This is a genomic window from Paenibacillus sp. MABNR03 (assembly GCF_050455445.1).
Lineage (GTDB): Bacteria > Bacillota > Bacilli > Paenibacillales > Paenibacillaceae > Paenibacillus > Paenibacillus xylanilyticus.
On the sequence record NZ_JBCIYR010000003.1, the window covers coordinates 960,999 to 980,047 of the forward strand.

16 protein-coding genes are annotated in these 19,049 nt (G+C 47.7%); 10 read left to right on the forward strand and 6 right to left on the reverse strand.

Annotation, left to right across the window (positions count from 1 at the left end):
• Positions 1–151: 151 nt before the first annotated feature.
• Positions 152–880, reverse strand: a complete 729-nt coding sequence (locus AAIH57_RS19635; RefSeq protein ID WP_246311030.1) for an RluA family pseudouridine synthase — start codon at positions 878–880, stop codon at positions 152–154.
• Positions 880–1,743 (reverse strand): class I SAM-dependent methyltransferase, encoded by an 864-nt coding sequence (locus AAIH57_RS19640; RefSeq protein ID WP_175397924.1) that lies wholly within the window; start codon positions 1,741–1,743, stop codon positions 880–882. The genes AAIH57_RS19635 and AAIH57_RS19640 overlap by 1 nt, the downstream gene beginning before the upstream one ends.
• Positions 1,744–1,993: 250 nt before the next feature.
• Here AAIH57_RS19640 and AAIH57_RS19645 point away from each other — a divergent pair, with 250 nt between their 5' ends.
• From AAIH57_RS19645 to AAIH57_RS19655, 3 genes are read left to right on the forward strand one after another with little or no spacing between them, the layout of a single operon-like run.
• Positions 1,994–2,446, forward strand: a complete 453-nt coding sequence (locus tag AAIH57_RS19645; RefSeq protein WP_175397925.1) for a flavodoxin — start codon at positions 1,994–1,996, stop codon at positions 2,444–2,446.
• 5 nt (positions 2,447–2,451) lie between these two features.
• Positions 2,452–3,255 (forward strand): hypothetical protein, encoded by an 804-nt coding sequence (locus tag AAIH57_RS19650; RefSeq protein WP_175397926.1) that lies wholly within the window; start codon positions 2,452–2,454, stop codon positions 3,253–3,255.
• 51 nt (positions 3,256–3,306) lie between these two features.
• Positions 3,307–3,873, forward strand: coding sequence for a nitroreductase family protein (locus AAIH57_RS19655; RefSeq protein ID WP_175397927.1), 567 nt, complete (start codon positions 3,307–3,309; stop codon positions 3,871–3,873).
• 28 nt (positions 3,874–3,901) lie between these two features.
• On the opposite strand, the gene AAIH57_RS19660 is transcribed toward AAIH57_RS19655, so the two are convergent.
• The 4 genes from AAIH57_RS19660 to AAIH57_RS19675 form a co-directional block, all read right to left on the reverse strand.
• Positions 3,902–5,359, reverse strand: coding sequence for a 4-hydroxyphenylacetate 3-hydroxylase family protein (locus tag AAIH57_RS19660; RefSeq protein WP_430022689.1), 1,458 nt, complete (start codon positions 5,357–5,359; stop codon positions 3,902–3,904).
• Between the two features lie 201 nt (positions 5,360–5,560).
• A complete protein-coding gene (locus AAIH57_RS19665) occupies positions 5,561–5,713 on the reverse strand; it encodes a DUF1540 domain-containing protein (RefSeq protein ID WP_175397929.1) in 153 nt (50 codons plus the stop codon).
• A 290-nt stretch (positions 5,714–6,003) separates the two neighbouring features.
• Positions 6,004–7,467: an ATP-binding protein gene (locus AAIH57_RS19670; protein WP_430022690.1), complete on the reverse strand. Its 1,464-nt coding sequence runs from the start codon at positions 7,465–7,467 to the stop codon at positions 6,004–6,006.
• The gene (locus tag AAIH57_RS19675; RefSeq protein ID WP_175397931.1) at positions 7,452–8,138 is read right to left on the reverse strand and encodes a response regulator transcription factor; all 687 of its coding nucleotides are present in this window, start codon (positions 8,136–8,138) and stop codon (positions 7,452–7,454) included. Before AAIH57_RS19675 ends, AAIH57_RS19670 begins: the two co-directional genes overlap by 16 nt.
• A 189-nt stretch (positions 8,139–8,327) precedes the next feature.
• Between AAIH57_RS19675 and AAIH57_RS19680 the strand changes: the two genes are divergently transcribed.
• The 7 genes from AAIH57_RS19680 to AAIH57_RS19710 all read left to right on the forward strand — a co-directional run bounded on the left by AAIH57_RS19680 (position 8,328) and on the right by AAIH57_RS19710 (position 18,918).
• Positions 8,328–9,041 carry a YceI family protein gene (locus AAIH57_RS19680; RefSeq protein ID WP_175397932.1) on the forward strand — a complete coding sequence of 238 codons (714 nt, stop codon included), beginning with the start codon at positions 8,328–8,330 and terminating at the stop codon, positions 9,039–9,041.
• Positions 9,042–9,384: 343 nt separating this feature from the next.
• Positions 9,385–13,713 carry a glycosyl hydrolase 53 family protein gene (locus AAIH57_RS19685; protein WP_430022691.1) on the forward strand — a complete coding sequence of 1,443 codons (4,329 nt, stop codon included), beginning with the start codon at positions 9,385–9,387 and terminating at the stop codon, positions 13,711–13,713.
• A gap of 164 nt (positions 13,714–13,877) precedes the next feature.
• Positions 13,878–14,900: an iron-hydroxamate ABC transporter substrate-binding protein gene (locus tag AAIH57_RS19690; RefSeq protein WP_175397934.1), complete on the forward strand. Its 1,023-nt coding sequence runs from the start codon at positions 13,878–13,880 to the stop codon at positions 14,898–14,900.
• Between the two features lie 171 nt (positions 14,901–15,071).
• Positions 15,072–16,112, forward strand: coding sequence for an SPFH domain-containing protein (locus AAIH57_RS19695; protein ID WP_430022692.1), 1,041 nt, complete (start codon positions 15,072–15,074; stop codon positions 16,110–16,112).
• Positions 16,109–17,134 (forward strand): sugar kinase, encoded by a 1,026-nt coding sequence (locus AAIH57_RS19700; RefSeq protein WP_430022693.1) that lies wholly within the window; start codon positions 16,109–16,111, stop codon positions 17,132–17,134. Before AAIH57_RS19695 ends, AAIH57_RS19700 begins: the two co-directional genes overlap by 4 nt.
• An 83-nt stretch (positions 17,135–17,217) precedes the next feature.
• Positions 17,218–17,928 carry a response regulator transcription factor gene (locus AAIH57_RS19705; RefSeq protein ID WP_430022694.1) on the forward strand — a complete coding sequence of 237 codons (711 nt, stop codon included), beginning with the start codon at positions 17,218–17,220 and terminating at the stop codon, positions 17,926–17,928.
• The gene (locus AAIH57_RS19710; protein ID WP_430022695.1) at positions 17,929–18,918 is read left to right on the forward strand and encodes a sensor histidine kinase; all 990 of its coding nucleotides are present in this window, start codon (positions 17,929–17,931) and stop codon (positions 18,916–18,918) included.
• Positions 18,919–19,049 lie beyond the last annotated feature (131 nt).

Consider the following 19,049-nt stretch of genomic DNA (forward strand, 5'->3'; position numbering starts at 1 on the left):
GCTGTCTTCCTTTCTCCGTTTTGGGAAAATTCGCTGTTCCAGCAGATCTTTGTCTCAATGAATAGCAATTTATCATATTGCTGCAGTCCTGATCCGGACTCTGTAAAAAAACCGTGTACCCAGACGTAAATCCGGATACACGGTTTGTCTATTATCCTTTAAAAGCTTCCTCATAGACGCTGGATGGCCACTCAGCCCATGGAAACTCCCGGGGAGGCAGTGATCTTAATGTGATCTCTTCCTTGGTCACTGGATGCGGAAAAGCAGCGATGGCAGACCAGAGGGCAATCTGCTGTCCAGGTTTGTTCACACCAGCACCGTACTTTTGATCTCCGAATAGAGGACAGCCCGCTTCTTTCATTTGAACCCGAATCTGATGGGATCTGCCGGTGTGTAGTTCAATGTGTACAAGACTGTATCGATCCGTTTGACCAATGACCCGGTAATCAAGCACTGCGTCTTTAGCGCCAGGCGTGCCTTTAGGTACAGCTGTTACTGTATTGGTACGCGCATCCTTCAGCAAAGTATGTTTTAACGTCCCCTGCTGGGCAGGCAGCTTCCCATGGACAACCGCAGCATATATTTTCCTGAAATGACGTCCCCTGACGGTCTCGGACAATCTTGAAGCCGCCTTGGAGGTCTTCGCAAAAATCATTGCACCCCCAACGGGACGATCCAGTCTGTGAACCAGACCGAGATAGACATTGCCGGGTTTGTTGTATCTTTCTTTCAAATCCTGTTTCAACAGTGTAAGTAAATCCGGATCTCCTGAAGCATCCTCCTGGGTAGGCACATTAACGGGTTTCGTAATGCCTAAGAGGTGATTGTCTTCGAATAGTACAGGAATTCCCCCGGATGGCTTCACATGATCAGACATCATCAGGACTCCCAGCGGCCTAAAATACCGCAAGGCAGATCCAGCCCACTACGCGTAATTGGCAGTCCGATCTCGCCAGCAGTAATGCTGCCGCCGTATTTGGCAGACATCGTCATCGTTAACATGTTGCGCAGAACAGTTGGAGAGATGCCTGTTGTATACGAGTTGATGAGCAGGAACAGCGGATTATCCGACAAAATATCCATGCAGGACTTCAGGAATGGATACAGGTTCTGCTCCAGCTTCCATGTCTCTCCATTAGGTCCCCGGCCATAGGAAGGCGGATCCATGATAATCGCGTCATAGCGGTTACCACGACGCTGTTCACGTTGCACGAATTTGAATACATCATCGGTAATAAAACGAACAGGGCGGTCTGCAAGACCCGAGAGTTGAACGTTCTCCTTGGCCCATTGCACCATGCCTTTGGCTGCATCCACGTGTACTACGGAAGCACCAGCATAGGCTGCTGCAACCGTTGCGCCGCCCGTATAGGCAAACAGGTTCAGCACGGAGATGGGGCGACCTGCACCTGCAATTTTATCCATCATCCAGCTCCAGTTGGCTGCTTGTTCAGGGAACAGACCCGTATGTTTAAAGCTGGTTGGTTTAATGTGAAATTTAAGGTTTTCGTATCCGATCGTCCAGCGTTCCGGAATTGGCTTTTTCATATCCCAGCTGCCGCCACCGGAGGAACTGCGGTGATAGTGACCGTGCACCTGACGCCATTCATTCGTTTCTTTTTCGAGAGGCCAGATAATCTGTGGATCGGGTCTGCGCAAGATGACATCGCCCCAACGCTCCAGTTTCTCGCCGCCTCCTGTATCGATTACTTCATAGTCCTTCCAGTTCGATGCTACGTACATAGTTGTTTATCCATCCTTCAAAAGTCATTTGGATACTATTGTACAACAATTAAGGGCCTGTACGCCAGTTGGAGCAAGCGTAAGGATTCTTTTGTTGTTGTGAAGAGGGTGTAAGACCATATACTGAAAATGGAGCAAAGTTCAAAATTTAATTTGACAATGATAATCATTATCACATATGATTTTGATAATTCAAAGTTTCTTTTAATCGTTTGATCTAGATGACTAAGATAAAGTGAGGGAAAAATAGATGGCTAAATTGTTGGTTGCTTATGCGAGCATGACCGGGAATACGGAAGAAATTGCAGAATTGATTGTGGAGGGAATTACTCAGGGTGGGCATGAAGTGGTCCTCAAGGACGTTATGGATTGTAATGCAGCCGATGTGCTGGATTATGATGGCTTCCTTATTGGTGTGTACACATGGGGAGATGGCGAGCTGCCGGATGAATTCCTTGATTTTTACGAAGAGCTGGATGAACTGGACCTAAGCGGCAAACGAGCGGCTGTCTTCGGAAGTGGAGACACTTCTTATGAGCAATTTTGCGGGGCAGTGGACCTGGCTGCTGCGAAGCTGCAGGAACGTGGGGCGGAGGTATCTCCAGAGATGCTGAAGATTGAATACAGTCCTATGGAGCAGGAGAAGGATACTTGCCGTGATTTTGGCAAACGCTTCGCCGCTGCCGGATTACAGGTATCCTAGAGATCGTGAGAAAACTTAATGTTCAGGCAGCCGTGCAACCGAAAGGTGCAGACAATCCGGAGCGATTGCTTGAAGATTATAAATTGGAGGAGATGCTGCGCAGCCCGCATCGGTTCATTCGCCCAGAACCGGAGGCTGCTCAGCGCTCCCCGCTGCAATGGAGACACCGTGTTCAGTATGCGGTCAGTCATGCGGTCAACGCCTTTTATAGTATGGACCCCGATGTGCGCAAGGAGGTCCCGGTACAATATTTGCTCGAAAAATGGTGGCCCAAAAAGGCAACGGGTTTTGATTCAGTCCTTCATTACTGGGATGTAAAAAATAAAATGATCGATGAGTTGTCGCTGGCAATCGCCATGAACGATGACTTGAAGCATCCAGTGATCCTGTTCGAACAGTGGAGAACCGAAATTCCTTCACTCTCGATGCATTTGTCGATGATTTTCCAGGCTGCATGGCAACCTGAAGGATGGGACTCTCTGCTCGTTCAGAAATTCATGGTGGTTCATGATCCTAACGTGGTCGAAGCATTTCAGCACATGGTTAGTGTGTTCTGCTGGGAAGCCTTCGGCAAGCTGCCAGGCATGATTGAAATTTATTGTTTGCTGGAAGGTCGTAAAATTCGATATATCCCGGGACGTCAGTCTCTGATTCGTTCAATGGATTATATCAGGCTTGTACGCGACAGTATTCCGCAAGCGGAAGATTTGGAATCCGGTCATTTCACTTCCCGTGACAAAGCACGCATTCATGAGGAGGTTGACCGGCGGAGAGGTGAAGTGGAGCCCAAGAAGAATTGGCTCATGTGAGTTTTGCAGAAGATTGTCGGTCGAAAGTGAAGATAAGGGAGGAGCGATACAATGTTAACCGGTGTGAATCAGGATATGGGGAGTGGCAAGAAACGTGCAGGAAGCTGCGAATTCAGTCCGCTTCCGGTACCACAGTCAGTAATCGGACGGTTGCTTGATGAAGCGGACCCTTCATTGTATGTGATGAGCTCTAAACCTTGGCGATTTATGCTTTTTGCTGGAGAAGGGCGCCAGCTTTATTTGGAAGCGGTCAGGCAGAGCTACCCTCCTCACTTGGCGGACCGTTATGGTGACTGGGCTGCCTATCAATATACGGAAGCCATTCCCGCGCATCTGATCGTCGTTGCACCCACCAGTGGCAGAGAGGATCATCTGTTGCCGGCTAAGGCCTGGAGCAGAAGATTCTCCATGCTGGCAGCCGAACAGGGACTTCAGGCCGTTTGGAAAATGAATGATTATCAACAGCACCCCGTGTTTATGAATCTGATGGGTTTAACCAGTGAGGAACAGGTTTTGGGCGTATTTCATATCGGTTACGGAGACCAGCCTGCATTAAGAGGTGTGGATATAAGCAGACCAGCCTCTGAACTGATGACAGTGTACGACCATCTGGTTTAAAATCATTGCCGGCAATAGAACAGGGATATTATTTATTCTTGTCTGCAAGAAATTCGTTTACGAGCTGACGGTATGTGTTATCCCCTGAATAGGTCGAGTACAAGCGATTGGACACCGTAATGGTATTGCCGAAGAAGAAACGTTCGAATTGTGTCTGCCTGCCACCGAATGATCCTGCTCCCAGCTCCCAAATCAGGCGAAACAAGGCAGTACGCTGGTGTGCATCCTGATCATTGCCTCTCAGGTAAGTATCCAAATGGCCAGCAACGTCAGACCCGAATTCTTCCTCCTGTGGTACCATGATCATTCCGCTGGATGCGAGCAGTTGCATGATTTCAATCATCTCGGGATATAGCTTCGGATATAGAATATTGGCAGCCATCAACGGCTGGGGTGCGGGCAAAATAAAGCCTCTACCGTCAGGGATCGCTCGAACTTCGGCTGCAACGGCAATGGCCTTAAGAGACTCCAGACCAGCTAATACACGGGCTGTTTTCTCAACGACGTGTGCTTCGGAAGCCAGATCAAGCGTATCGGTGAGCAATTGGAGTGTACCGAGGATAAATTCGGTTTTGGCAATATATCGGCATAATACTTGATGTCCTGCGTGAATGTGGAAATTGCTTCCGCTAAAGAGACGTGAGGACATTTCTTCATTTCCAGCTAAGAAAATTCGATCATGGGGTACCAGCACATGATCAAAGATGACGATGTTATCCATTTCTTCGTATCGGGAGCTGAGTGGGTAGTTGAAGCGGGATTCGGCCGCGTACGTATCCCGGCAAATGAGGCTGATGCCAGGCAGATCATTGGGTACGGCAAAGGCAAAGGCAAAAGGATTTTCATCATCAAATGGAGCAGGCGAAGGCGATGGATATACAAAAATTTCGTCACTTGTTGCACCCTGTGTAGCCATCATGAATGCTCCGCTGATAATAAGGCCATCTTGAGTCTGCTCCACCACTTTGGCTGCAATTGCATCCTCGGTCGCGTCCATTTGTCCGGATATTTTGCTGGCATGGGGCTGGATAAAAGCGTGAGAGAGAGTAATATCGTTGTCTCGACAGAATGCATAGTAGTTCTTCAGATTTTCCGTGTACTGAGGTGATAACTCGGTAAGCATATCTGCAGCCGTGTAGAATGCCATGATTGCTGTGTTCATGTAGTCAGGTGACCGACCCAGGAATCCGTGATGAGTACCCGACCAGATGCTCATGGCTTCACGGCGCCTGCGAAGATCATCAACCGTTGTTGGTGGCAGAAACGATAAACCCACAGGTTTTCCGTCCGCAGGTGACTCATATGTCATCTGGCCTGCCAGTTGCGGATTAGTCTGCATGTCGTAAAGTTGCGCTTGCGTCTCCATTAGCCCTTTGAAAGCAAGATGTTCTGACCTCTTACCAGTAATGAGTTCACCTTTATACCAACAGGGCACGGTCTGGGCATTGATGCGTTCCATATACTGCTTGCCACTTTTAACAGGCATCGTTATTCACCTCTTGGATAATCGTTCATAGGCAGATTCACTGCTCTCGTAGTTTACGTGAGCAGCCTGTTCAATGTGCATCCTGTGAGTGGAATAACGTTTTGCAGAATAGGGCTTGATAATAATTATCATTCTTGTTACAATACAAAAAGAAAAAGGAACCGGCCAGGGCTCCTTTAACTTAAAGCTACAAAGAAATTGTTATTTTACTTCAAATGTTTTGCAGTCTGTTTCAGCAGACTGGCTAGCCTCTTTGGAACTGTGGCTCACGATATAAATCGAAGAAGCGTTACATTTGTTCTCTTCAGCCCAGTGCACACAGGAATTTACTTCACACAATACGTCTTTTGCCATGATAAATAACCTCACTTTGAGTTTTATTACATTCGTTGGTATAAAGAAATATCCCGATTTGCAAGTTGCCGCTTGCTCATTTGGAACTTTGCTGCTCTCTATAAATAGAGGGCTTATTTGCGTTATACACAACGATGCACTTTCAGAATAGCAAATTTTGTTATAGCTTGCAACATGGGCTGTTGGTGCACTGCATTTTCGTGGGCTCATGGAACCGAAACTTGAAACAGCCCAGCCAGGAATCCATTCAGGAGGCCCGGCCGGGCTGTGCTTGTTATATGTCTAGCGAATCAAGCATTCACGGGTGAACGATAGGCTTTTTCAAGGGACGGCGCATCAGGTGCTTTCCACCGTGGCAGTTTGAGGGTAAACAGACTCCCTTGGGGGCTGCTTGACGTGAGGGTCAGATCGCCCCCCTGGGCTTGAGCGAGAAGACGGCTGTAAGTGAGCCCGAGTCCCAGTCCACGCGACAGACGTTTTTTGATCTCCCCACGATAGAAACGTTCGAATATTTTGGATCGATCTTCCTCAGCAATGCCTGTACCGTTGTCCAGAACGTCTACGAAGAGAAATTGTTCTTCAGCACGCAAACGAAGTTCAAAGGCGGCTCTTTGGCCGGAAGCGGTCGCCTGTAAGCCATTATTCAGCAAATTAACGATAATTTGCTGAATTCGCAATGCATCTCCAATGGTATAAAACGAGCCGCCGGGTGCATGTAATGCAACCTCTGGTGATTTATCCTCATAAGCAATTTTCCACTGATAGATAATTTCTCCCACCAGCAAATTCAGATCAATGCGTTCCTGGCGTACAGCAACGCTGCCTGCACTCATCGCATTATAGTCCAGGAGGTCAGCCACCATGCGTTCCATACGTTCGGATTCCTTTAATGCAATATCAAGAAACTCTTTGCCTTCCTGCGGGCTGACGATATCATCACGAACGGCCATAACCAATCCTTTGATGGAAGTCACCGGGGTTTTCAGTTCATGAGTTACTCCCGCCAGTGAGATAGTGCGCCATTCCTCCAGCTGCTGTAAACGAAGGGACATCTCGCGAAAGGAATTCACGAGTTCGTTCATCTCCTGCTCCCTGGTATTCAGATCCAGGTTGACCTCATAGTTACCGGTTCGAATCTGCTCTGCGGCATGAGCGACCTGACGTATAGGCTTGGAGAGCTTACGAGATAGAAGGTAGATTGTAAACCAGCCGCATAGAATCAGGGCTGCAAACAGCAGACCTACAATCAGCAGTGTATCCGAACTGTACGTGATGGCTTTTTTGGACTGCATCACCCATACCTTGCCCAGTGTCTGATTGGCATCCACTACATTGACAGTAACGCCGGCAAATTTGTTGTTTCGCGGCTCCAGCAGATCGTCAGACAGTCTGGAATATACATCTTGCTGTGTCATTTTCGGTTTGGAATAGATCAATTGGTTATTGTTGTCGAGGATCATGATGCAAAAATGATTATCCGTATTAAAAAGCTTTGTACGCTTATCCACCAGCCTGTCGAGATCAGGGGGGATGTACAGTCTGTTCCCGGACACGGACACCTTTTCAGCAATTTCCAGTCCCAGAAGCTCAGCCGTTTTGAGGCCCTTTTCAAGGGAAGTTGTTCTGATCCAGTAGAGTGCACCTGCAACGATAATGCTGAACCCGATACACAGGATCAGAAAATATTGAAGTGTCCAATAGGACAGAATGGATGTTTTTCGTTTTGGCTTTTTTCGGTTTAGTTTGCGATCCAAAATTGATACCCCATTCCCCGTAAAGTCCGGATTTCTCCCGTTTCTGGCAGCCAGTGAGAAAGGGCCTGACGCAGCCGTTTAATCGAGAGATCCACGGCGCGGTCGCTCCCGTCGTAATCCATGCCCCATACCTGTTCAATGAGATGCTCCCGGGTGAACGTACGATTGGGATATTCAGACAGAAATATCAGCAAGGACAAATCACGAGGGGTTAGTGCAACTTCTGCACCATTTAGCAGCACCTGCTTGGCTGCCAGGTCAATGACCAGATTCCCGAAATAACGTTTGCCCTCACCCTCCGCAGTCCAATGCGGGTTGCGGCGAAGTACCGCGTTAACTCTTGCAACAACTTCCTCCGGCACGAAGGGCTTGCTCATATAATCGTCAGCACCAGCATTCAAACCGTTGAGACGGTCCTGAATGTCATCCAGTGCTGTTAGCATTATGACAGGACAAGAGCTCTTTTCACGTATCATCCGCAGCAGATCCCATCCGTCCACTCCTGGCAGCATTACATCGAGCAAAACTAGGGCAGGGACATCAGAGTCAAATAGAGTTAGGGCAGTGGGTCCATCAGCTGCATGACGGACGTCAAACCCCGCTTTTCTCAGATAAGCAGCCAGTACACGTGCAATAGCTTGCTCATCCTCGACGATGAGTATGGATTTCAAGAAGGTGTCTCCTTTCACGACATAAGCTTGTGTACTGATTTTACATGAGCCGGGGTCTAAAGCCAATTAGGCAATTATTTTCAGAAAAAAATGAGTTGTGCGTCAAGTTTTGACGTCATCCTGACACATTGGGTTGTTAAGATTCATGCAACAACCAACATATACAATACCCAATTGGAGGAGATAGAGATGAACAAAAAGACAAAAACATGGGTGATATCCGGCGTGGCCGCGATTGCTATTCTTGGCGGTGGAGGTTATTATTTCGCAAACAGTTACATGGGGAACAACGTGGATATCGAGCAGGTGCTTCCAGCGAGCACGGCAGCATCGACAACAGATGCAGGCACAGGCACAGCAGTAGTGAATGAAGCAGCCAGCGCGGAGCAATTGAACGGGGACTGGACGATCAGCGAAGGTTCAAAGGTGTATTTCTCTGTAACGACATCGCAGGAGACCGTAAACTTTGTGGACGAGCAGGTCAGTGGAACCTGGACTATTCATGTGGACGATGCTTCCCAGATGAAAGCAGACGGCCAAATTGAGATGAGCGGAATTGACTCGGGTAACGGTCAGCGGGACGGGCACGTAAAAGAAGCGGACTTCTTCGATGTCAGCACGCACCCGCAGGCGACGTTTAAGGCAACTTCATTTGAAGGTGTTCCTACGGAGTGGACGGCGGGACAAACGGCAGATTTTAAAATGAGCGGTACCCTGACGGTCAAAGGCGTCGAAAAGGAGGTCACTTTTGATGCCAAGGCCGCTTATGAAAATGATCAGGTATTGTTGTCTGCCACAACGATGGTTACGTTCGAAGATTTCGGCATGAAGAATCCACACTCCGTCGTGTTATCCACCGAGAACGACATTCAGGTACAATTGGAACTGAAACTTAGCAAATAATGAGGTTGTCTATTGAAAGGACAAGATAAGGTTTTGGATTTATAACAAGATCAGCACTGCCCCGAATCGATATAATAATATAACTTATCATTATCAAAACCTGTTCCCTGCCGTCTTTAGGCAAAGGGGACAGGTTTTTTGCGTTGTGGTGTAGTTTTCATACAGGTGGACCGGACAGACGGAGTCGTTTTAGGTAATAGCCCACTACATCAACCTGTTAAAATAACTGCTGTTTCCTTTGGATAATGCCGTGTCGCACCTCACATGAAGCGCTTACAATTAGATAGGCTTCATCCATGATTAAGCATGCACGACCAATTACAAAAAAAGGGGGAGACAAAGAGTGAACAAGAAATACATAAGCGGCTGTCTTGTCTTGTTAATGCTGTTCTGTGATTTGGGAATGCTGGTACGTCCGGCTGCTGCAGCACAAGTGAACGTGGCATTGAACAAACAGGTTACCGTCAGTGCGGAAGATCTGCAATACAATGGGAACAAGGAGTATGCCGTAGACGGTAACGCCGATACGAAGTGGAGTGCAGACAGCAGGAATGAAGCAGATCAGCCGCATTGGTTAATGGTTGATCTGGGAGGAACATATCAGGTGTCAGGAGCTGAGCTGACGTGGAAAGATCAAGGCCAAGTCGTGAAGTATCGTGTTGAAGTATCATCAGATGCCATTCAATGGACAACAGGTGCTGATCAGACAGCAAACGAAACAGCCGAAGACATGGCGAAGGTGACTTTTCAGGCAGATGACGTGAGATACGTGAAGGTAACCATTCCTTATTACGCTGGACCGGATTGGTGGCCAGGCATTGCCGAGCTGAAAGTCTGGGGACAGGAAGAGGGGCTTGAGCCAGAACATATTACTGCTTATTCTCCGATTAATATTTCCACCTTAAAGGGTGTCGCACCGGTGATGCCTGCTGAAGTTCAGGCTCTTTATCAGAACGGAAAATCGGCAAATATTCCGGTGGCATGGAATGAAATAGAACCTGCCCAGTATGCTTCCAGCGGAAGCTTCACCGTTACTGGTGCGGTATATGGAGCACTTATTCAGCCGGTGGCTAACGTACAGGTTGGGGGATACCGCGATGATTTTATACGAGGGGTGGATATCTCAACGTTAACGGCAATCGAGGACAATGGCGGTAAATATCTGGACAGCAATGGAGTGGAGAGAGACCTGCTCGACATTCTTAAGGACCGTGGTGTGAACTATGTTCGGCTCCGTCTGTGGAATGATCCACAGAAGTCAGGTGGCTATAATGACAAGGCAGATGTAATCCGCTTAGCCAAGCGGGTGAAGGAAAAGGGGATGAAGATCCTGCTCGACTTCCATTATTCTGATGAATGGGCTCATCCAGGTCAGCAGCTTCGACCAAAAGCATGGGAGGACCTGTCTTTTGAAGAACTGAAGAAGGCCGTTTATGATTATACTGTCGAGGTAGTAGGCGACATGAAAGCAGCAGGTGCCATGCCAGACATGGTCCAGATCGGAAATGAAATTAACAGCGGTGTCCTTAACGGCTTGAACAGCAATGTGAATTTTGATGAAAATGTTGCGCTGCTGCAGAGCGGTGTAAATGGAGTGAGGGCCGTTGATGGGGGCGATCAGGTTGAGATCATGATCCATCTGGCTGAAGGCGGCAAACCGGAGATGTTTGACTGGTACTTCGGAGAAGTGGAGAAGCGCGGACTGGATTATGACATTATCGGGCTATCCTACTATCCGTTCTGGCACGGAACCTTCGCGGACGTACGACAAACGATGAATAATGTCTCCGCCAAATATAAAAAAGAAGTCATCATTGCCGAGACTTCTTATCCATTCTCCTATAAAAATGGGGATGCTCATGGCAACATTATTGGCAGTCCAGAAGCACTTCATGTGGGGGGCGCAACCTTCCCGGCAACTGTACAAGGGCAACATGACGCCATTGCCGGCATTATGGATCTGATTGCAGAAGTTCCTGATGGACGCGGAGCAGGGTTCTTCTACTGGGAACCGGCATGGATTGCGGCTAATGTGGGCTGGATTGCTTCAGAGGGTGACGCTTGGGAGAACCACGCGATGTTCGACTATGATGAATATCCTGCCAATGGAGGGTTCTCATTCGAAGGACGTGCCTTGGAATCACTGGACGTGTACAAACGGGGCATGGAATCTGTGCCGGCAGATCGTCAGCAATTATGGGCTGCCATTAAACGTGCAAGTGAATTAGTGGCATCGGATTTTACACCAGCCAGTTGGCCAATGCTGGAACCAGCCATTCAGGCAGCGGATCGCGTGTACCAGCGAGCTTACACTTCGGAGGTTCTGACACAACAAGAGACAGATGCAGCAGCAGCAGCACTCGAAGCCGTCATGCAGCAGCTTGAAGTCATTCCTGCCGTTCGGAAGGCGCTTGAAGATAAAATCGCAGAAGCAGGGGCATTCCTTGAAGCGGATTGGTCACCGGCAACATGGACTGTTTTTAGTAAAGCACTCGCCAGGGCGAAACAAGTTCTGGCCGATCCAAGAGCTACCCAGACCGAAGTGGACAAAGCAGTTGCAAGTTTGGACAAAGCCATTCAGGGATTATCTGATGTAGACAAAACCATGTTGGTACAGCTCATAGAAGAGGATCAGCAGCGGAGCGAATCTTCGTATACTTATCGGAGCTGGAACGTTTTGCAAACTGCTCTGCAGGCAGCCATTGTCGTGAGAGACAAGCCGGATGCAGTACAGGCTGAAGTCAATCAGGCTCTGGAACAGCTTCAACAAGCTGGTCGCAACCTTGTTCTGCTGGAAGCTTTAACAACTGGCAAGACAGCAACGGCTTCCTCAAGTGCAGGTACGGGCGGCGGAGAGGACAACTCACCAAACGGAGCCATTGACAGCAATCCCAATACGTCCTGGGGAACGGATCAAAGTGTGGACAGTTGGTGGCAAGTAGACCTCGGAACCGTTGCGAATATCCGCAAGTTCGAAATGTCCATGTGGAGTGGCGGCATCAAATACAGAATCGAAGTGTCTAAGGATAATCAAAACTATGTCACGGTTCTTGATACAACAAGTGACGTCGTTGTTTCCACCAGTCCAAGACACATTCTGCCAGAGGGTACACAGGCGCGTTATATTCGGGTTACCGTTACAGCTGGCTCAACATGGGTGGGATTCATGGATTTTGAAGCATATGGCACATTCCCCGCGGACAAATCGGTTCTCCAGACTACCGTGGATTCAGCTTCGAAACTGCAGCAAAATCAATATACGGCCGCAAGCTGGAGCAAATTGGCGGAGGCGCTCGCTGCAGCCAAACAATGGATTGACGATATAGAAGCTTCTGTTCAGGACATAAGTCATGCGGACTCATCGTTAAAAGAGGCAATACGTCAGTTGGTGCGGCAAGAGACAGTCCCTGGACCTTCACAACCAAGTCAACCATCACAGCCATCATCTACTGAAAGTCCTGCTGTTATTGAACCTGCACCGGAAACGGAAAACCAGACAGTAGGTAGTTCGAACCTAGTCAAAGGAACTTTGACCGGGGATCAACATTACGCCATTCAACCCGATGCGCAGCAATGGATTCAATGGGGCAAAGAATTGAAAGCAGGAAATAAACAGCTGCAGCTGATTGCTGACGTTCCCAGCACATTCAAGGCTGTGACGTTCCATGTGCCTGCGAGTTCATTGGCAGCCTGGATTCAAACGCAGGAGGTTCAGTCCCTGGAGCTGACTGTTGATCATACATCGGTACGTATACCGGTGAAATCACTGCAGGGGATTGATGCTGCTGCCAAAACAATTGATATTGTAGTATCGAAAGGTTCCACAGAGAATTTATCCGAAACACAAATAGCAGCCATCGGTAATTATCCCGTTATCAACGTCAATCTGTTGGTGGATGGTGAAGTATTACCATGGAATGATCGGACCATTGAAATCGTATTCTCAGATACAGGTAAACCCAAGTCAGAACATACTGTTCTCATTGTGCAATCCATATTGCCAGATGGTCATATGAAACCAGTCACGTATTCCAAATATGATGAGACTGCTGGGGGAATGATCTTCAAGCCCCTTCAATCCGGTTCATTTGTTGTAACTGAGGTTCAGATACCTCTAAAAGATATACAGACCCATTCATGGGCAGTAAATGAAGTAAAGAATTTGTATGGAAAAGGGATTATCTCAGGGATGTCCGAGAACCGTTTCGATCCGCTGGGAGAACTGACAAGAGGGCAATTCTTGCATATGGTCATTCAAGGGATTGGCAGCGCTCATATGCCAAACGCAACCCAATCTTTGCTGAGTGATGTGCCAGAAGGACAATGGTATTCCGCGTCGATCCGTCTTGGATTGGAGATGAACATCATTCAGGGACGTGCCGATGGATCCTTTGGAGTCCATGATCTCATTACGCGTGAAGAAATGGCAGTGATACTTGATCGTGCAGTTCAAGCTGCCAAACAGGGTGGAGATTCAGGCCCAATTTCAGTCGCTGGTGCTGAGTTCAGGGATAACGAACATATCGCAGATTATGCGAAGCAGGCTGTGTCTTCCATGCAGCAGCTAGGTTTGTTGAAGGGAATGAGCGACGGAACCTTCGCACCAAAACAGACGGCTAACCGTGCTCAAGGTGCAGTTGCCGTTGCTAGAATGATGGAACAGCTGTATTGAAACAGGTAGATTAGTGAGTTGGAGGGTTGAGCCATATATAGGCTGGACCTCCAACTTTTTTTTCAGAACGAACATTAATCTGGACAAGATGAAAATAATTCTGCTATGATTCAAATGATAATGATTCCCATTATCAAATAATGCGAATTTTTTGGGGGGCCATCATGTTTAAGTTCAGATTCAGATCCACTCTATCGTTATGCACTTTGTTTCTTGTCTGTGTTCTTGTTCTTGCCGGGTGCGGCAGTGCGGAGACAGCAAATCATGAAACAGGAAGCGGCAGCGGACAGACAACAGAAAATAATGGCAGTGCCGGAAATGGTAATGCATCCGAGGGATCAAGTGAAAACGAAACACGTATCTACAAAACAGCCAAAGGCGACATTACCATTCCCGCGCATCCGCAGCGTATCGTAACGGATTATTATGGCGGCGAGATTTTGTCGGTGGGAGGCAACCTGATTGGTGTGGAGCCAAGTGCCTTTGAAAATCCGTTTATTAAGGAACAGCTGAAGAATACGACGGATGTTGGTTATCCGGTGAATGTAGAGAAGACGCTGGAATTGCAGCCCGATCTGATTGTGGTGATGTACGATGATAATTATGAAGAGTTGTCCAAAATTGCTCCAACGGTGCATATTCCCTACGGAACAGCAACGGACATTTACAAGACTGTGGAGCTGTTCGGTGACCTGATTGGTGAGAAGGAGCAAGCTGAAGCATTTATTGCCGCCTATGAGAAAAAGGCTGAAGAAGGACGCGAGAAGCTGAAAGGCATTGTTGACGAGAATACAACTGTAGGACTATATGAACTGACCGACAAAGGAGATCTCTGGACATTTGGAGACAACGCAGGCCGTGGCGGACAAGCCGTATACAATGCGTTGAAGCTGAAAATGCCAAGTAAAATCAGCAATGACAACCAGACTGTGCAATTATCTCTTGAAGTGCTGCCGGAGTATGCCGCAGATTATATGTTTATGACGGTATACGATCCTGAGAAAAAGGGAGATGCATTGAAGGAATTCAAACAATCGAAGGTGTGGAATGGCTTGGAGGCAGTGAAGAATCAACGCTTCTTCGAAAATGATTTTGATACGTTCTATCGCTATGACCCGATTGCCATTACAGCACAGATTGACCTTTTCGTGGATCTAATCACCAAGAGTGCACAAGCCAATAATTAAGCAAATAAACGAAATTCAGACCTGTCTTAAGGCTATGGCCAAGAGACGGTTTTTTTTTTGATAGCAAAAAAATATTAAAGAAATCATTAATGTCATATTGACATTATCAAAAACGTTTGTTATCATTTCGATAATATCATAATGACATTATCAAGAAATGGGGAATGAGCGATGTTTGGATTCCGATTCGTGAAGTTTCAGCCCAGTGAATATGTAATGAAAATTAAAAACGGGAAGGTACAGCGAGAGGGTGTGGGATTGTCCTTTTACTACTACGAGCCAACAACTTCGGTTGTTGTACTGCCCGTATCTTCCGTGGATGTTCCTTTTATGTTCGAAGAAATTACGGCTGACTATCAAACAGTGACGGTTCAGGGCCAATTGAGCTACCGCATTGTGGATTACCTGAAAATTACGCAAAGTTTGAATTACACGTACAATTTACGCAAGAACAAGTATATTTCTGACGATCCCGGCAAGCTGGACCAACGCGTGATAACGACAGCCAAAGTATTGACCAAAAAGCATTTGGAACAGATTCCCCTCAAGGAGGCCATTCAATCCAGCGAACGGCTCGCAAGCAGCATGAAGCGTGAAGTGGTGCAAAGTGAGGAGCTGGAGAAACTGGGAGTGGAGCTGATGAGTTTATCCATTCTTGCCATTCTGCCAAACAAGGAAACGATGCGGGCGCTGGAGGCGCAGGCACGCGAAGAAATTTTACGTCAGGCGGATGAAGCATTATATGTGCGCCGGAATGCCTCCATTGAGCAGGAGCGTCGAGTGAAGGAAAACGAACTCAATACGGAAATTGCCGTAGAAACGAAAAAGCAGCAAATCAGAGAAACACAATTGCAGGCAGAGCGCTCGGTCAAACAGAAAGAGAATGAAATGGAGCAGGAGCAGCTTGAATTCAACACGGCAATGGAGGAGCGGAAACAGCAGCTCATCGAATTGACGATCGCCAATCATAATGCCGAAGCTGATGCGAAAGCCTATGAAATTGCTGCGGTCATGAAATCATTGCAGGAGGTGGAACCAAATGTGCTTCAGGCGATGGCCAACATGGGGATGAATTCGGATAAACTGATTGCTCTGGCTTTCCAGGAACTGGCTGAGAACGCAGGCAAAATTGGTCAGCTCAACATCTCACCTGATTTGTTGCAAGGATTAATGTCTGCACCAGCCAGAGAACAGGGAGGTCGATCACGATGAGACTAGGGCAAACAAGTAAGTCCTCGCGCATACAACATGCTGACCAAAACCATCTAGGCGATAGCAAACTCATTTTGGTGAAACGTAAAACAAGACTGGAAGAACTGGTAGTTCGTTATAACACTGTACAACAAGCCCAATTTTATATCGAACGTCTTGGTGCTGATTTTAGCGATTATATGGAGGAGGATCGACGTTATCGGTATTCCGTGCAGCAGGCTCAGCATCAGCTGAGTCAGCTCGGCCGGGTGCAGACCATTGATCGGGAACATGTGCCCAATTTTATATTTGGAGAACAGGACATCGTTGTGGTAGTAGGACAGGATGGACTTGTGGCGAATACGCTGAAATATGTAACAGAGCAGCCGCTCATCGGCGTGAATCCTGACCCCATGCGTTGGGATGGAGTACTGCTTCCATTTACCGTGGAGGATCTGAAGATGATCATACCGGATGTTATACGAAAGCAGCGTTCCCTGAGAGAAGTGACACTGGCGAAAGTGGAACTGAATGACGGACAATTTCTCTATGGGGTTAATGATTTGTTTATCGGACGGAAGACGCATGTATCTGCCCGTTATGAAGTTCGTCTCGGTTCATCGGTAGAACAGCAGTCATCCAGCGGTGTGATTGTATCTACCGGTTTGGGTGCGACGGGCTGGTTCAAGAGTGTGCTGGCTGGTGCAGCCGGCATTGTCGGCTCCGAGACATGGAAGCATATGCACATGAATGAAGATGGCAACTCGGTGAGTGCCATTACTCAAGAACATAGAATGGAGAACTTTGGATGGGATTCCCCTTATTTGTACTTTACGGTTCGAGAACCGTTTCCCAGCCGGACAACAGCGGTCAACCTGGTATTCGGAAAGGTTCATCAGAAGCAGCCTCTGCGGATTGTATCACAGATGCCGGAAGACGGAGTCATTTTCAGTGATGGGGTGGAACAGGACTTTCTTGAATTTAATTCCGGAGTGGAGGCCACCATTGGACTTGCAGAGAAACGAGGACGTCTCGTCGTCTGACCCTTTATTTCCGTGCCATTTCCGTCTAGAATGGGTAACTAGATGTGAACAGGGCATCCTGGTGCGGAAAGAGAGGTTATACAATGCAATCGATATTGTTGGTTGAAGATGATGCCAAGCTCGCAGGCTTACTATCATCGTATCTCAACCGAAATGGATTCCAGGTACATGTCGTGGAGGAGTTCCGCCATGTACTGGATGAATTTTTGAAGACCGGTGCGGATCTGGTCCTTATGGATGTGAACCTTCCACAATATGATGGATACTATTGGTGCAGGCAGATCCGTACGCATTCCATATGTCCCATCTTATTTATTTCAGCACGTGACAGCGGTATGGATCAGGTTATGGCGCTGGAACACGGTGCGGATGATTATATTACCAAACCTTTCCAATACGAGGTGGTTTTAGCCAAGGTGCGAAGCCAGCTGCGCAGGGCGTATGGCACGTATGCTGCAGCACAGCAAGAGTTAAAAGTGCGAAATGGACCCATGGTGCTCTACCCCGAAAGGTTTGTACTTGAACTTCATCATCTAACTGTGGAGCTGACCCAAAAAGAATCTGTTCTGGTTGAAGCATTGATGAGCAAGGCTGGGCGGGTGGTAGGCCGCGAACGTTTGCTTGATCTGATGTGGGAGGATCAACACTTTATCGATGATAATACATTGAATGTGTATATAACCCGTGTTCGTCGCAAGCTGAAGGATCTGGGTGCAGAGGATTTGCTGGAGACGGTGCGGGGAGCGGGCTACCGTTTACTCGATCTGGGGACGGCTGCTCAGGAGGGACTGTAAATGAGACTTTTCTTCAGAGACCAGTTACCCCTGATTGGTTTCTATTTGCTTCAGATGCTGATAGTCCCTTCAGTATACTGGCTTTCGGGCGAAGCTCGTCCAATTCGTATTGTCTTGTACGGCATGTTGATCAGTACGGTTATCTTCGTCGTGTACCTGTTTGTGCGTTATGCTCAGCTTCATCATGTCTACCGCGCCCTGCACGAGCCAAAGCAGCTGGTCAGGGAACCTTTTCAGCCGCTGGGTCATGCTCCAATGGCACAAGCGATTAAAGGGGTAATCCAAGAGCTAGAACGAAATCGACAGCAAGAGCTGGGTGAACTGCGTACTCGAAACGAGCAGCAGGTCGTTTTTATGAATCGCTGGGTTCATCAGATGAAGACGCCATTGTCAATCATTCAATTAACACTGGAGGATGTGGAGGATCAGACAGCTGGAAGCATTCAGGATGAACTGGACAAAATGCGCAAAGGGCTGGAGATGGTTCTTCATTCTTCTAGATTGGAGCAGTTTGAAGGAGACTTTCGTGTAGAGCGTCTCTCTCTTGGTGAAGTGATCCGAGGAAGTATTGCTGAAAATCGTCGCCTGTTTATTCGCAAAGGCATCACACCGGACATCCGAATTGAAGGCGATCTCCACATATACAGTGATGCCAAATGGCTGCGTTTTATGTTTACCCAAATCTTGACGAATGCCGTTAACTACTCGGACAGCAGATCTGGCAAAAAGGTCATTATGACCGCATACGTTCAGGGAGACCGCACCATTTTGGATGTTCAGGATGAAGGAATTGGCATATCAGTGGAAGACATTCATCGAGTGTTTAATCCTTACTTCACAGGGGAGAGGGGAAGACAGTATCATGAATCCACCGGCATGGGGCTATATCTTGTCCGCGAGATCAGTGCACGTCTGGGGAACCAGGTTGAACTATTCTCCAAACTAGACGAAGGAACGCTGGTCCGCTTCAGTTGGATGAATCGAAAATAGAGCGCTTTGCCTAAGGGCGAGGTGTTTTTTTTGTGGATAAAATGAGTTGCAGTGAAAGGGGAACGTAATCTTAAAGCACATGTAAGGAAAGTTTAAGGTTATTCGATGGCAGCGTTGCGGGAGGTCGGTTA

Bases quoted from the DNA above. Each gene is read 5' to 3' on its own strand.
- AAIH57_RS19635 (WP_246311030.1), bottom strand. From the start codon at position 880: ATGATGTCTGATCATGTGAAGCCATCCGGGGGAATTCCTGTACTATTC.
- AAIH57_RS19665 (WP_175397929.1), bottom strand. From the start codon at position 5,713: ATGGCAAAAGACGTATTGTGTGAAGTAAATTCCTGTGTGCACTGGGCT.
- AAIH57_RS19705 (WP_430022694.1), top strand. From the start codon at position 17,218: ATGCAATCGATATTGTTGGTTGAAGATGATGCCAAGCTCGCAGGCTTA.
- AAIH57_RS19700 (WP_430022693.1), top strand. From the start codon at position 16,109: ATGAGACTAGGGCAAACAAGTAAGTCCTCGCGCATACAACATGCTGAC.
- AAIH57_RS19640 (WP_175397924.1), bottom strand. From the start codon at position 1,743: ATGTACGTAGCATCGAACTGGAAGGACTATGAAGTAATCGATACAGGA.
- AAIH57_RS19690 (WP_175397934.1), top strand. From the start codon at position 13,878: ATGTTTAAGTTCAGATTCAGATCCACTCTATCGTTATGCACTTTGTTT.
- AAIH57_RS19680 (WP_175397932.1), top strand. From the start codon at position 8,328: ATGAACAAAAAGACAAAAACATGGGTGATATCCGGCGTGGCCGCGATT.
- AAIH57_RS19645 (WP_175397925.1), top strand. From the start codon at position 1,994: ATGGCTAAATTGTTGGTTGCTTATGCGAGCATGACCGGGAATACGGAA.
- AAIH57_RS19710 (WP_430022695.1), top strand. From the start codon at position 17,929: ATGAGACTTTTCTTCAGAGACCAGTTACCCCTGATTGGTTTCTATTTG.
- AAIH57_RS19655 (WP_175397927.1), top strand. From the start codon at position 3,307: ATGTTAACCGGTGTGAATCAGGATATGGGGAGTGGCAAGAAACGTGCA.
- AAIH57_RS19660 (WP_430022689.1), bottom strand. From the start codon at position 5,359: ATGCCTGTTAAAAGTGGCAAGCAGTATATGGAACGCATCAATGCCCAG.
- AAIH57_RS19695 (WP_430022692.1), top strand. From the start codon at position 15,072: ATGTTTGGATTCCGATTCGTGAAGTTTCAGCCCAGTGAATATGTAATG.